This window comes from Streptomyces sp. NPDC093586, assembly GCF_044764905.1.
Lineage (GTDB): Bacteria > Actinomycetota > Actinomycetes > Streptomycetales > Streptomycetaceae > Streptomyces.
Window position 1 is genome coordinate 51,527 of record NZ_JBIWJA010000034.1, and the last position, 13,676, is coordinate 65,202.

Here is a 13,676-nt window from a genome sequence, read left to right on the forward strand (position 1 = left end):
TCGGTCGGGGGCCGGACGCGCGGGCGGACGGACCCGCGCGGCCCGGGCGGTCAGGCGAACCAGCCCTGGGGGGCGGGGGCGGTGTTGCGCCAGATGTGCTTCGTCTCGCGGTACTCGGCGAGCCCCGCGGGTCCGAGTTCGCGCCCGAACCCGGACTGCTTGTAGCCGCCCCACTCGGCCTGCGGGACGTAGGGGTGGTAGTCGTTGATCCAGACCGTGCCGAGCCGCAGCCGCGCCGCCACGCGGGCCGCCCGCGCCTCGTCGCCCGTCCACACGGCGCCCGCGAGTCCGTAGACGGTGTCGTTGGCGAGGCGTACGGCCTCGTCCTCGTCGCGGAAGCGCTCGACGGTCAGCACCGGCCCGAAGGACTCCTCCCGCACCACGGACATGGCGCCGGTGCACTCGTCCAGCACGGTCGGCAGGTAGTAGAACCCCTGGTCGTACCCGGGGCCGGCGGGACGCTCGCCGCCGCACCGCAGCACGGCGCCCTCCGCCAGCCCGCGGGCGACGTACGCCTCGACCTTGTCCCGGTGCGCCGCCGAGATCAGCGGCCCCGTCTGCGCCCGCTCGTCGAACGGCCCGCCGAGGCGGATCCGCCGGGCCCGGCGCACCACCTCGTCGACGAACCGGTCGTGCAGCGCGTCCTCGACCAGGAGCCGCGCCCCGGCCGAGCAGACCTGGCCGGAGTGCAGGAAGACCGCGGTCAGCGCCATGTCGACGGCCGCGTCGAAGTCGGCGTCGGCGAACACGATGTTGGGGTTCTTGCCGCCGAGTTCGAGGGCGACCTTCTTCACCGTGCCCGCCGCGGCCGCCATCAGCCGGCGGCCGGTCTCCAGACCGCCCGTGAACGACAGCAGGTCCACGTCCGGGTGGTCGCCCAGCGGGGCGCCCGCCCGGGGACCGGCGCCGAGCACCAGATTGCCGGCGCCGGGCGGGAGCCCGGCCTCCGCCAGCAGCCGCATCAGGTGGACCGCGCTGTGCGGGGTCAGCTCGCTCGGCTTGAGCACGAAGGTGTTGCCGGCGGCGAGCGCCGGGGCGACCTTCCAGGAGGTCTGCAGGAGCGGGTAGTTCCAGGGCGTGATCAGCGCGCACACGCCGACGGGCTCATGCACCACCCGGCTGTCCACGCTCCCGTTGCCGGTGTCGACGACCCGGCCGCCGTCGGCCGTGGCCTGCCGGCCGAAGTAGCGGAAGCAGTTCGTCACGTCGTCGACGTCGTACGCGCTCTCCACCAGCCGCTTGCCCGTGTCCAGGGACTCGGCACGGGCCAGGGCGTCCTTGTCGCGTTCCAGCAGGTCCGCGACGCGCAGCAGGAGGGCGCCGCGCTCGTCGGCGGTGGTGTGCGGCCAGGGGCCCTCGTCGAAGGCACGCCGGGCGGCGGCGATCGCCTCCGCCGTGTCCTTGGCTCCCGCCTCGTCCACCACCGCGACCAGGGAGCCGTCGGCGGGGCAGCGGATCTCCCGGGTGCGCCCGTCGAGCGCGGCCCGCCAGCGTCCGTCGATGAACAGCTCAGGCACGGTCGCCTCCCAGCCGCTCCATCAGCCACTCGTGGAAGATGCCGATGTGGTGCTCGGTGGGCACCAGGACGCCACCGGTCCGGTACGCGCGCGAGGACATCGCCGGCTGGGTCCGTTCGCAGGCCTCGAAGTCCTGCTGGTTCACGCGGTGGAACAGCTCCACCGACTTCGACACGTCCGCGCCCGACGCGACGACCTCCGGCGCGTAGAGCCAGTCACACTCGACGACCGTGCGGTCCTCGGCGAGCGGGAACATGCGGTGCAGGATCACGTGGTCCGGGACCAGGTTGACGAACACCGTGGGCTTGACGGTGATCGCGTAGTAGCGGCGGTCCTGGTCGTCGTCGACGCCGGGCAGTCTGCCGAAGCCCTCGCTGCCGTCGACCGTGAAGCCCTTGATCTCCTCGCCGAACTCGGCGCCGTGCCCCACGTAGTACTGGGCCGCGTACCCGTCGGCGAACTCGGGCAGCACCTCGGTGAGTTCGGGGTGGATCGTGGCGCAGTGGTAGCACTCCATGAAGTTCTCGACGATCAGCTTCCAGTTCGCCTTCACGTCGTAGACGATCCGCTTGCCGAGGGCCAGCTTCTCGGTGCCGTAGTGCTCGATCGCGGCGGCGTCGCCGAGCCGTTCGACGGCGGCGCCGATCACCGTCTCCTCGAAGGAGGGCGGCTCGTCGGCCAGGCACACCCAGGCGTAGCCGAGCCACTCGCGCAGGGCGACCTTGACCAGCCCGTACTCGGTGCGGTCGACGTCCGGCATCTTGACCAGGTTGGGCGCGGCGACCAGCTTGCCGTCGAGGTCGTACGTCCACGCGTGGTACGGGCACTGGAGGGTGCGGCGGACCTCACCGGACTCCTCCAGGCACAGCCGGGCCCCGCGGTGCCGGCAGATGTTGAGGAAGGCGCGCAGCTCCCCCGTGCGGGTACGGGTGATCAGTACGCTCTCCCGGCCGACCTGGACGGTCCGGAAGGCGCCCGGCCCGGCCAGGTCGGCGCTGCGGACGGCGCAGAACCACAGCGACTCGAACAGCTGCTGCTCCTGCCGGAAGATCTCCGGGTCGGTGTAGTAGTGCCCGGGCAGGGTGGCGACCAGGCTCGGGGGCAGGGAGGGCGGGGGCGCGGAGGCCGGGGCGGGGACGGGGCCGGCGGGGGTGGGGATCGTCGTCACGTGCGTGCTCCTCGGAAGGGGACGTCGCCTGGTGTTCAGGCAGGCGCGGCGGCGAGGCGGGCGGGGTCGAACAGGCCGATGGGGTGCTCGGTGGCGCCGGCCAGCGCCAGGTCGGCGAGGATCTCGCCGACGACGGGGACGAACTTGAAGCCGTGCCCGGAGAACCCGCAGGCCACGGTGGTCGAGTCCGGGTGCGCCGGGTGGCGGGCGATGACGAAGTGCTCGTCGGGCGTGTTGGTGTACATGCAGGTGGCGGCCTTGAGGAAGGTGCCGGGCAGGTCCGGGACGCAGCCCTCCAGGTGGGCGGCCATCGCCGCGACCTCGTGGTCGTGCACGGTCCGGTCGATGGTCTCCGGGGTCGTGACGTCGCCCTTGCGGAAGAAGGCGACCTTGGCGCCCAGTCGCGGGCCGTCGATGGCGGGGAAGCCGTAGATCTGGACGCCGGCCGCGTCCTCCCAGATGTAGACCGGGTGGTGCCGGGAGTGGAACGGCTCGATGCCGTCCCTCGGCTGGAACCAGTACATGACCTGCCGTTCGACGTCGAACGGCACGCCCACGTCGGTGAGCAGCCGCGGCGCCCACGCCCCCGGGCAGATCACGAGGTGCCCGGCGGTGTAGGTGTTCTCGGCGGTGTGCACGCGGACGCCGTCCCGGTACGGCTCCCAGCGGGTCATCGGCTCCTCGAAGTGCAGGTCGGCGCCCTGCCGGGTGGCGAGCTGGAGGTGCGCGGCGACGGTGTTCTCCGGTCGCAGCAGACCCGCCCTGCGCTCGTACAGAGCCACCTCGTCGTCCTTCGGGGCGAGCGTGGGGAAGCGACGGCGGATCTCCTTCGCGTCGAGCATCTCGTGCGGCAGGTCCCACTCCCGCGCCGAGCGCAGCGAGCCCGCCACGGTCCGGGAGTCGGGCCGGCCGATCATCACTCCGCCGCAGAGGACGGCGATGTCGCGGCCGGTGGCCCGCTGAAGGTCCTCGTACAGTTCGTAGGAGCGCAGCAGCAGCGGCACGTACGCCGGGTCCTCGAAGTACGACTGCCGGGTGATGCGCGAACCGCCGTGGCTGGAGCCCCGGTTGTGCACCGGGCCGAACTTCTCCAGGCCGAGTACCCGGGCGCCGCGCGCGGACAGGTGGTGGGCCGCGGCACTGCCCATGCCGCCCAGACCGATGACGATGACGTCGTAAGACGGTGACACGGATGCCTCCTGGCGGTGGATGCGGGACGTCTTCGGGTCGTGCAGGGGCTCGTCGGCGACCGTGGCGGGCGCCTTCTCCCCGGAGCGGGCGGCGGGCACGCCGGTGCCCGCGGGCAGCCGGGCGTACGCGCCGCAGCGGCTCGGCGTGCAGCCGTGGGAGGCGCGCTGGTCACGTACCCGGCCGGGGGAGCGCGGGCCGGGCGCGGAAGGGGAGTCGCGGGGTCAGGGGGATCGGAAAGGGCATCTGGAGGGACGGGGGCGGGGAGCCTTCACAGGACCACCACCGAGCGCAGCACCTCGCCCCGGCGCATCGTGCCGAAGGCCTCCTCCACCTGGTCCAGGGTGATGGTCTCGGAGACGAACGCGTTGAGGTCGAGCACTCCGTACAGGTACTGGTCGATGAGGTACGGGAAGTCACGGCTGGGCAGGCAGTCCCCGTACCAGGAGGACTTGATCGCGCCGCCGCGGGAGAACACGTCGGTCAGCGGGAGCTCGATCCTCGCCTCCGGGGCGGGCACGCCGACCTGGACCAGCACACCGGCGTGGTCGCGCATGGAGAAGGCCTGCATGAAGGTCTCCGGGCGGCCCACCGCGTCGATGGCGAGGTCCACGCCGAAGCCGTCGGTGAGGGCGCGGACCGCCTCGACCGGGTCCGTGCCACGGGAGTTGACGGTGTGGGTGGCGCCGAACTTCTCCGCCCGGTCGAGCTTGCGGTCGTCGATGTCGACGGCGATGACCTTCATGGCGCCGTTCAGACAGGCGCCCGCGATGGCCGCGTCGCCGACGCCGCCGCAGCCGATGACGGCGACCGAGTCGCCGCGCCCGACGTTGCCGGTGTTGACCGCGGCGCCGTAGCCGGCCATCACCCCGCAGCCGACCAGGCCCGCCGCCTCCGGGCGGGCGGCCGGGTCGACCTTGACCGCCTGCCCCGCGGCCACCAGGGTCTTCTCGGCGAACGCGCCGATGCCGAGCGCGCTGGTGAGCGGGGTGCCGTCCAGCAGCGTCATCGGCTGGGCCGCGTTGCGGGAGTCGAAGCAGTACCAGGGGCGGCCGCGGCGGCAGGAGCGGCAACCGCCGCACGGAGCACGCCAGGCCAGCACCACGTAGTCGCCGGGCCGCAGTTCGTCCACTCCCGGGCCGACTGCCGAGACGGTACCGGCCGCCTCGTGGCCCAGCAGGAACGGGAAGTCGTCCGTGATCGCGCCCTCCCGGTAGTGCAGGTCCGTGTGGCAGACTCCGCAGGCCTGCACGTCCACCAGCACCTCGCCCGGCCCCGGATCGGGGACCACGATCGTCCGCACCTCGACGGGCGCGCCCTTCTTCACAGCGACTGCGGCACGGACCTCGTGAGACACGGAACGCTCCTCTTTGTTGCGTAGTGCACGATCGGTTGCGCGTCGAGAAACATACTGGGAACAGTGCGGAGCGACCGTCAAGAGGCGTGCGTTAAGCCCCGGCAAAAGGAACGGGGCGCCCGAAACCCGCCGGACACACGGCGGAGCGGGACCGGAACGCTCCCGCTCCCCCGCCGTGTGCGGTCCGTTCCGCGGGTCGAGGACGCCACCGTCCGGGTTCGGCTCGGAAGCCGTGGCCCACGCGGCGGGACGACCCGCCCCCGGCCGCCGCCATCCGCTTCGCCGGCCCCGGCAACCGGTCCGCTGCCGGCCGGCACACCGGACCCGGGACGCTGGACGCGGCGACGCCGGCGAGCCCCCGCTCCAGTTCCTCGACGGTCGCCCCGTGGCCCTGCTCGACCACGGCCTCCCGCTCGGTGCGCAGCGTCGGCATCCCGGTGACCGTGCGATCGGCGAGGCGGGGGCAGGGGACGTGTCGGCAGGTCTTCGCGCAGGGTGGCCGGCAGGCGGGCGAGCAGCACCTTGCCGCTGGACGTGTCGTGCGGCGGCCGAGGCGGTTCCGGACGGTCACGGAGGCGGTGCCGCGCGCCCGCATGATGTCGACCGCCGCGTCGTCGCCCAGTACGGCGATGTCGGCCGTCTCGCCCGGTTCGCCCGCGAGTCCGCGGCAGACCGGGACGCCCTCCCGGGAGATGTCCGGCCGCACCGCGGTCGCCCCCCGCCAGGCGCAGCACGCCCGCTCCGGGAAGTACTCGCCGCGGCCCTGGGTCCGGGCCACCAGGCCCCGGTTCTCCAGAGCACCAAGCAGCCGGAAGACGGTGGACCTGTGCACGCCCGGTTCGTCGGCGATCTCGGTGGCGCCCGCCTCCCCGTGCCGGGCGAGGAACTCCAGCACACTCACGGCGCGGTCCACCGACCGCACCGCACCACGCCCGCCGCGCCTCTGCGTGCGGATCATCGCTCAACGCTCACGACCTGTCGGCCCTGTTTGGACCGCATCTGCGGGAAACCCTTGACGCGACGGTCGTCCCGCGCGGATTCTGTTGCGCACAGCGCCCAACCAGTGCGCTATATGAAACACCGAGTTACCGAAGAGTCCGACGCTCGGAAGGGCGGCGACGAAGGCCGGCCCGTCCTCGGCGCCCCGAACCGCCCGCACCGGCGGCGGCCCGGTCGTTCGAACGCCGTGACATCTCCCCATGCCCTGACTTGCTGGACCACACGGGTCCGGACCGAGCGATCCGGACCGAGAGGGGGCCCGTGATTTCCGTCTGCCGCCTGGAAGACCTTCCCGAGGGCGAGTCCGTCCGCCTCGATCTCACCCCGCCCGTCGCCGTGTTCCGCACCGCCGACGGCGAGCTCTACGCCATCGACGACACCTGCACCCACCAGGACGCCTCCCTCTCCGAGGGCTGGCTGGAGGGCTGCCTGGTCGAATGTCCGCTCCACGCCGCCTCGTTCGACCTGCGCACGGGGGTGCCGACCTGCCTCCCGGCCCGGCGCGCCGTGCGGACCCACCGCGTCACCGTCGACGACGGCGTCATCCACGTCCACCTCACCGCAGAGGAGGGCACGGCCGCATGAGGACCGTGACCGTCGTCGGCGCCTCGCTCGCCGGGCTGTACGCCGCCCGCGAGCTGCGCGCCCAGGGTTTCGACGGACGGCTGGTGGTCGTCGGTGACGAGCCCCACCGCCCCTACGACCGGCCGCCGTTGTCCAAGGACTTCCTCACCGGGCGCGCGGACGAGGCCCACCTGGCCCTCGGCGACGAGGAGGAGACCGCCGCACTGGACGCCGAGTGGCTCCTCGGCGTGCGTGCCCAGGGCCTGGACGCCCGAGGCCGCACCGTCCTGCTCGACGGCGGTCGCACCGTCTCCACCGACGGTGTCGTCATCGCCACCGGGGCCTCGGCCCGCCGCCTGCGCGGGGACGGCCTCGCCGGCGTCCACACCCTGCGCACGCTCGACGACGCCCGTGCCCTGCGGGAGGACCTCATACGGGGCCCGCGTCAGGTCGTCGTCATCGGCGGCGGTTTCATCGGCGCCGAAACCGCCTCCTCGTGCGTCGCCCTCGGCCACACGGTCACCGTCGTCGAAGCCGCCCCGCTGCCGCTCGTGCCCCAGCTCGGACCCGAGATGGCCGCGGTGTGCACCGCGCTGCACGCCCGCGCGGGGGTGGAGCTGGTCACGGGCACCGGTGTGGCCGGCCTGCGCGGCACGGTGGCCGTCACCGGCGTCGAACTCGCCGACGGCCGGACGCTCCCCGCCGACGTGGTGATCACCGGCATCGGTGCCCGGCCCAACACGGACTGGCTGGCCGGCTCCGTACTCGCCCTGCACGACGGGGTCCTGTGCGACGACGGCTGTGCGACCGCGCTGCCGCAGGTGGTCGCCGTCGGCGACGTGGCCCGGGTCGGCGGGAGCCGGGCCGAGCACTGGACCTCCGCCACGGAGCAGCCCCGCGTCGCCGTGGCCAACCTGCTCGCCGGGAGGACGGTCGAGAGCGTGCGGTCGGTGCCGTACTTCTGGTCCGACCAGTACGGCGCCCGTATCCAGTTCGCCGGCCGGCGCCGGGAGGGCGACACCGTCCGCGTCGTGGAGGGAGGCCTGGCCGACGGCGCACCGGCCGAGGGGGGACTCCTCGCCGTGTACGAGCGCGACGGCCGTACGACCGCGGTGCTCGCCGTGGACCGCCCGCGCCCGTTCACGCGGGTCCGCCGCGAACTGGCACGGGCGGAGAACCCCCGCACCCGGCCGGCCACGCTCTGAACATCCCACCGGGCCCACCACCCGCGGTCCGGCGCCGTACGGCCCGCGGGTGGCCGGCTCGGGACCCGGTGATCAACGCCGGATCGCGGAACGGTCATGAGCCCAGGCTTATCGGGGCGGCCCGGCGCGCGGCGTGTCTCGCGCTGTCCGCGGCCCACGGACGCCCGACTCCCCTTTCCGCCTCGCACACCTCGAGCCCTACGCCGAGGCGGCCCGTACATGGCTGCACGCGGAGGCCGAGGTCGTCGACACCACGCACCTCGCACCGGATCAGGCCGCGCGGGAGATCGCACAGGCCCTTGAGAGCTGAGGGCACAGCAGCGATCTGTCCTCAAGGTCCATGGCCGGAGAGTCGCGCTGGTACCAGGTGCCTGACTTGCCGCCGAGATCGGCCGGGGCGGCAGGGCCGACCGGGACGCACCCCGCCTCGGTGAGGACTCTCCGGGATGCGGTGTTGTCGTGGGAGGCGGCCGTCCGCAGTGTGCGCGGACCGTGCCGCGCGGTCGCGATCCGGCACAGCTCCCGGACGGTCGCGGTCGCCACGCCGCGGCCGGCGGTCCGCTCCGCGACCCGGTAGCCGAGTCCGGCGGTGCCGTCCTCCACGTCGTACAGGTTGAACCTGCCGAGTACCGAGCCCTCCTCGGCGACGAGCACGTAGAAGACGCAGATACCGGCTTCCTGCTCGGCCGGCGCGGCGTTGGGCTGGCGTTTGTACTTCCACCAAGGCACTCCGGTCACCTGAGTGGGCAGCCCGCCGACCCACGAGGTCGTCGGATTGAGCGGGCGGAACGATATCTCACCCTGAGGTAGAGGTTCAGGTGGCGATCGGGAAGAGATACGGACGAGGCACCGTCTGCCCTTCGGAGGGCACCTGCGGGTGGGGCTCGAGCCGCCGGTCGACGACCGCGACGGGGCCCAGGGAGGCGACCTCCGCTCGGAGCCGGGTGGGGCGGGGTGGTTCGTCCCGGGGGCCGGTGGCCGCGGGTGAGAGCGACGAGGAGACTCCGGCCGGGCGTCCGGAGCGTGGGCGTGCGTCCTTCCCCCGTCATGCCCGTCAGGTCCCGGGCCGGCGCTCCTCCCCCGTGCCCGCACCGGTTCCTTCCGTGCTTTCGCGCAGCACCAGTCGGTGGGCGACGACGAGGTCCTGGGGAGAGCGGACGCCGGCCGACGGGTCGTCCGCGGGGGCCGGGGCGGCGGCCTCGTCCATCCGGCGCTGGAGCAGGTCGACGGCGATCCTGGCCACGGCGGCCTTGTCGGGGGCGACGGTGCTCAGCGTCGGCACGCTGAAGCGTCCGCCCTCCACGTCGTCGAAGCCGATGACGGCGACGTCCTCGGGCACGCGCAGGCCGTGGTCGTGGAGGGTGCGCAAGGCGCCCAGTGCCAGTTGGTCGTTGAGGCAGAGCAGTGCGTCGGGGCGTCCGCCGGCGCGCAGTGCCCGGTCCACGGCCTCGGCCCCGTCGGGCATCCGGAAGGAGGCCACGGGCAGCAGCGCCGCCGGGTCGAAGGCGAGGCCCGCCGCGGCGAGGGCGGCGCGGTATCCGCGGGTGCGGGCCTCGGCGGTGCCCAGGCCGGCGTCGTCCCGGCCGCCGACGGCCCAGACGGCGCGGCGGCCGAGGCCGATGAGGTGTTCGGTGGCCTCCCGCGCGGCCCGCTCGTTGTCGATGGCGACGTGGTCCGCGCCCTCCTCCAGCAGCTCGCCGAGCAGCACCGTGGGCGGCGCACCCGCGCGGTCGCGCAGGTCGTCGGCGGTCAGGGCGAGCGGGCTGAGGATGACCCCGTCGACGAAGGTGGAGCCGAATCCGGTCAGCGCCGCCAGTTCGTGGTCGCGGTCGGCGCCGGTCTGGTGGATGAGGACGGTCAGGGACCGCCGTTCGGCCTCGCGGATGACGTGCCGGGCGAGTTCGGCGAAGTAGGGGACGTCGAGTTCGGGGACGACCAGGGCGATGATGCCGGTGCGGCCCTTGCGCAGGTGGCGGCCGGCCAGGTTCACCTTGTAACCGAGGTGGTCGATGGCCTCCTGGACCACGCGCCGGGTCCGCTCGGAGACATGGACGTAGTCGTTGATCACGTTGGAGACCGTCTTCTCCGACACCCCCGCGTGCCGCGCGACATCCTTGATCCTGGGCCGTACCACCGCTACCTCCCTGCCCCGCACCGGCCTCGAGTGTAGATCGCGGCAGGCCGGAGGCGGGTGGGGGACCGTGCCGGTCCGGCCCGTTCCCGGAACACGGGTCATCCGCCGCAGACTCTTTACAGCCAATGTACATCGATGTAAAAACGAGCCACCGCACCGCGTCAGCCGGTGCGCCCCGCCTGCCGAACACTGCGGCGGACCACCTCCTCCGCGGTCCGCCGCCGGTCCGGCACGCGTGTCCGGCCGTCGAAAGGTCAACGATGACTGCGCGATCCCCTGTCCCCGCCCCGCCCCCGGAGTCCGCCGCGTCCCGCGGCCTGACCCGCCGTCACCTCCTGGGCACCGGCCTGGCCGGGGCGGGCGCACTGCTCGCCGCGGGCTCGCTGTCCGGCTGCTCCTCCCCCGCCTCGGCCTCCGGCGCCTCCGCGCTGAGTGTCTGGGACCTGTTCCAGGGCGGCGACGGCATGCTGATGGACGACATGATCAAGGCCGTCTCCCGAGGCAGGCGGGGCTTCGACGTGGACCGGACGATCCTGGACTGGGGACCGTCGTACTACACGAAACTGGCCATGTCCGCCGCCGGCGGACGGGCCTCCGACGTGGCCGTCCTGCACCTGTCCCGGCTGGCCGGATACGCCCCCGGCGGCCTGCTCGACCCTTTCGATCTGGATCTGCTCGCCGAGTTCGGCGTCACGGAGAAGGACTTCACGCCGGCGGTCTGGGCACGGACGAAGCACGACGGCACCGTCTACGCGATCCCGCTGGACGTCCACCCCTTCATCGTCTTCTACGACAAGGAGGCCGCCGACACGGCCGGCCTGCTCGACCCCTCCGGCGAACTGGCACCGATGGGCTCCCCGGAGGCCCTGCTGGAGGCGGGCCGGGGTCTGGCGAAGGCGACCGGCGGGGCAGGCATCCTGTTCGGCCACGTCACCGACACCGCGCAGAACTGGCGGCAGTTCGCCGCCTTCTACGCCCAGACCGGCGCCGAGTTCACCCTGCCCGACGGCGGTCCGCCGCGGATCGACGTCGACGCCGCGATCCGGGTCGTGTCCTTCATGCAGCAGCTGTTCGACGGCAGGACCAACCCCAACAACCTGGACTACAACGGGGCGCTCGCCGCGTTCACCGCCGGCCGCGGCGGCATGGCCATGCTCGGCGAGTGGGAGCTGCCCACGCTGAAGAAGTCCGGCATCCCGCTGGGCGCCGCACCGTTCCCGCAGGTCTTCGACCGGCCGGCCGTCTACACCGACAGCCACAGCTTCGTCCTGCCGCACCAGGACGACCCCGACCCGGCCCGGCGGCGCGAGGCCCACCGGTACGTCGCGGAGATGATCAAGCAGAGCCTGACCTGGGCGAGCGCCGGTCACATCCCCGCCTACCAGCCCGTACTGGCGCAGCCGGAGTATGCCGCTCTCAAGCCGCAGTCCTCGTACGCGGATGCCGGGAAGGTGGCGGTGCTCGATCCGCCGAACTGGTTCACGGGAGCCGCCTCCAACTTCCAGAACCGGATGTGCCAGCCGCTGCAGTCGGCGCTGCTGGGCAACACCACCGCCGAGAAGGCGGTGCGTCAGATGGTCCGCGAGGCGGACACGCTGCTCCGGCAGCCCAACCCGGTGGCCTGACGAGCAGAAGGAGTGATCCCCGTGACCACCACCGCACCCCCCGACACCGGTTCGCTGCCCGGCTCGACGGCTCCCCGGACGGGCGCCCCCGGGCGCCTGCGCAAGCTGCGCACCGGCGGCTCCGGCCTGGTCTTCGTCCTGCCGTTCCTGGTGCTGTTCGTCCTGTTCCTGGTGTGGCCCGTCGTGCAGGGCCTGTGGATGAGCTTCACCGACTCCTCGCTGGCGATACGCGACACCGCGTTCGTCGGTCTCGACAACTACGCCGAGGCGTTCGGCGACCCGGACGTGTGGAGCAGCCTCGGCAACACGGTGTTCTTCACCGTCGTCTCCAGCGTGCCGCTGGTACTGGTCGCCCTCGCGATGGCACTGCTGGTGCACAGCGGGCTGGCCGGGCAGTGGGCGTGGCGGCTGGCGTTCTTCGCGCCGTACCTGCTGCCCGTGACCGTGGTGACGCTGATCTTCACCTGGCTCTACCAGCCCGACCTGGGCTTCGCCAACCAGTTCCTCGACAGCCTCGGCATGGGCCCGGTCGGTTGGCTCTCCGACGAGTCCGTCGCCATGTGGTCGATCGCCGCCCTCACCGTCTGGTGGACGGTCGGCTTCAACTTCCTGCTCTACCTCTCGGCACTCCAGTCGCTGCCCTCGACGTACGACGAGGCCGCCGCGCTGGACGGCGCCGGGGCGTGGCGGCGCCTGTGGTCCATCACCCTGCCGCAACTGCGCCGTACCACCGTGCTGGTGGGGATGCTCCAGATCCTCGCCTCGCTGAAGGTGTTCGACCAGATCTACATCCTCACCAAGGGCGGCCCGAACGCCTCGACCCGGCCCGTCCTGGAGTACGTCTACGACGTCGGCTTCACCGGATACCGGCTCGGTTACGCCTCGGCGGTCTCCTACCTCTTCTTCGCGCTGATCATCGTCGTCTCGCTCGTGCAGCTCCGCCTCTTCCGCCAGGAGGACTGACCGTGTCCGCTACCGCAACGACCCTCCGCCCGCGGCGCCGTACGCCCCGGGACGCGACCGGCTCCCCGCTGCTGCTCGGCCACGGCCGGCTGCCGCGCGTCCTGGCCGGGACCGCCCTCGTCGTCCTGGCGGCCGTGTGGCTGCTGCCGTTCGTGTGGGCGCTCGCCACGTCCGTGCAGAGCGAACAGGACCTGTCGAAGCCCGGCCTCTCCCCCTTCAAGGGTGCCTTCACGCTGGAGGCGTACCGGGAGATCCTGGAACGTGGGAACGTGTCCGTCTGGGCGTTCAACAGCTTCCTGATCGCCGCGCTGGTCACCGTGATCACCGTCGCCGTCTCGACGCTCGCGGCGTACGGCTTCTCCCGCGGCACCTTCCGCGGACGCAAGGCCCTGCTCGCCGTGACAGTGGCCGCCATCATGGTGCCGCCGCAGCTGCTGGTGGTGCCGCTGTTCCGGCAGATGCTGCTCTTCGACCTGGTGGACACCTACGCGGCCGTGATCCTGCCGCAGGTGGTCGCGCCGATGATGGTGTTCATCCTGAAGCGGTTCTTCGACGGCGTCCCCCGGGAGCTGGAGGAGGCGGCCCGGATCGACGGCGCCTCCGAGTTCCGGGTCTTCCGGTCGGTGGTGCTGCCGCTGTCGCGACCGATCGTGGCCGCGGTGTCGATCTTCGTCTTCATCGGGGCGTGGAACAACTTCATGTGGCCGTTCATCGTCACCAACGACCCCGATCTGATGACCCTCCCGGTCGGCCTGGCCACCGTGAAGGACGCCTACGGCATCCAGTACGCGCAGGCCATGGCGTCCGCGTTGCTCGCGGCACTGCCGCTGATCGTGGTGTTCCTGCTGTTCCAGCGCCGCATCGTCAACTCCGTCGCCACCACCGGTCTCGGCGGTTCCTGACCCTGTCACCGAAGCCTGCTGCCCGTACCGAACGATCTACTCACTGGAGCATGT

General features: G+C 72.6%; 12 protein-coding genes and 1 pseudogene. 6 read left to right on the forward strand and 7 right to left on the reverse strand.

Annotated features, from left to right (window positions below; genetic code table 11):
• Window positions 1-50: 50 nt before the first annotated feature.
• From ACIRFH_RS28365 to ACIRFH_RS28385, 5 genes are all read right to left on the reverse strand, one after another.
• Window positions 51-1,517, reverse strand: a complete 1,467-nt coding sequence (locus ACIRFH_RS28365) for an aldehyde dehydrogenase family protein (protein ID WP_403526670.1) — start codon at window positions 1,515-1,517, stop codon at window positions 51-53.
• Window positions 1,510-2,676 (reverse strand): aromatic ring-hydroxylating dioxygenase subunit alpha, encoded by a 1,167-nt coding sequence (locus ACIRFH_RS28370; protein ID WP_403526737.1) that lies wholly within the window; start codon window positions 2,674-2,676, stop codon window positions 1,510-1,512. Before ACIRFH_RS28370 ends, ACIRFH_RS28365 begins: the two co-directional genes overlap by 8 nt.
• Window positions 2,677-2,720: 44 nt before the next feature.
• Window positions 2,721-3,875 carry an N-methyl-L-tryptophan oxidase gene (solA, locus tag ACIRFH_RS28375; RefSeq protein WP_403526740.1) on the reverse strand — a complete coding sequence of 385 codons (1,155 nt, stop codon included), beginning with the start codon at window positions 3,873-3,875 and terminating at the stop codon, window positions 2,721-2,723.
• A gap of 269 nt (window positions 3,876-4,144) precedes the next feature.
• Window positions 4,145-5,230, reverse strand: a complete 1,086-nt coding sequence (locus ACIRFH_RS28380) for an S-(hydroxymethyl)mycothiol dehydrogenase (RefSeq protein WP_403526673.1) — start codon at window positions 5,228-5,230, stop codon at window positions 4,145-4,147.
• Window positions 5,231-5,321: 91 nt separating this feature from the next.
• Entirely contained in the window at window positions 5,322-6,188 is an 867-nt protein-coding gene (locus ACIRFH_RS28385; RefSeq protein WP_403526678.1) for an IclR family transcriptional regulator, read from the reverse strand.
• Window positions 6,189-6,490: 302 nt separating this feature from the next.
• Here ACIRFH_RS28385 and ACIRFH_RS28390 point away from each other — a divergent pair, with 302 nt between their 5' ends.
• The 3 genes and pseudogenes from ACIRFH_RS28390 to ACIRFH_RS28400 form a co-directional block, all read left to right on the forward strand.
• On the forward strand, window positions 6,491-6,814 hold the full coding sequence (locus ACIRFH_RS28390; RefSeq protein WP_403526681.1) for a bifunctional 3-phenylpropionate/cinnamic acid dioxygenase ferredoxin subunit: 324 nt from the start codon (window positions 6,491-6,493) through the stop codon (window positions 6,812-6,814).
• Window positions 6,811-7,998, forward strand: coding sequence for an NAD(P)/FAD-dependent oxidoreductase (locus tag ACIRFH_RS28395; protein ID WP_403526684.1), 1,188 nt, complete (start codon window positions 6,811-6,813; stop codon window positions 7,996-7,998). Before ACIRFH_RS28390 ends, ACIRFH_RS28395 begins: the two co-directional genes overlap by 4 nt.
• Before the next feature lie 163 nt (window positions 7,999-8,161).
• Window positions 8,162-8,308, forward strand: a pseudogene (locus ACIRFH_RS28400) (ATP-binding protein); the annotation flags it as partial.
• Here the strand turns inward: ACIRFH_RS28400 and ACIRFH_RS28405 are convergent.
• Both ACIRFH_RS28405 and ACIRFH_RS28410 read right to left on the reverse strand, forming a co-directional pair.
• Entirely contained in the window at window positions 8,269-8,727 is a 459-nt protein-coding gene (locus tag ACIRFH_RS28405; RefSeq protein WP_403526687.1) for a GNAT family N-acetyltransferase, read from the reverse strand. The pseudogene ACIRFH_RS28400 and the gene ACIRFH_RS28405 overlap by 40 nt on opposite strands.
• A gap of 325 nt (window positions 8,728-9,052) precedes the next feature.
• Window positions 9,053-10,132, reverse strand: coding sequence for a LacI family DNA-binding transcriptional regulator (locus ACIRFH_RS28410; protein ID WP_403526690.1), 1,080 nt, complete (start codon window positions 10,130-10,132; stop codon window positions 9,053-9,055).
• A 260-nt stretch (window positions 10,133-10,392) separates the two neighbouring features.
• On the opposite strand from ACIRFH_RS28410, the gene ACIRFH_RS28415 reads away from it, so the two are divergent.
• From ACIRFH_RS28415 to ACIRFH_RS28425, 3 genes are read left to right on the forward strand one after another with little or no spacing between them, the layout of a single operon-like run.
• Window positions 10,393-11,757, forward strand: coding sequence for an extracellular solute-binding protein (locus ACIRFH_RS28415; RefSeq protein WP_403526693.1), 1,365 nt, complete (start codon window positions 10,393-10,395; stop codon window positions 11,755-11,757).
• Between the two features lie 21 nt (window positions 11,758-11,778).
• On the forward strand, window positions 11,779-12,720 hold the full coding sequence (locus tag ACIRFH_RS28420; protein WP_403526696.1) for a carbohydrate ABC transporter permease: 942 nt from the start codon (window positions 11,779-11,781) through the stop codon (window positions 12,718-12,720).
• Between the two features lie 2 nt (window positions 12,721-12,722).
• Complete coding sequence (locus ACIRFH_RS28425) at window positions 12,723-13,622, forward strand: carbohydrate ABC transporter permease (RefSeq protein WP_403526699.1); 900 nt, start codon at window positions 12,723-12,725, stop codon at window positions 13,620-13,622.
• Window positions 13,623-13,676: the final 54 nt, after the last annotated feature.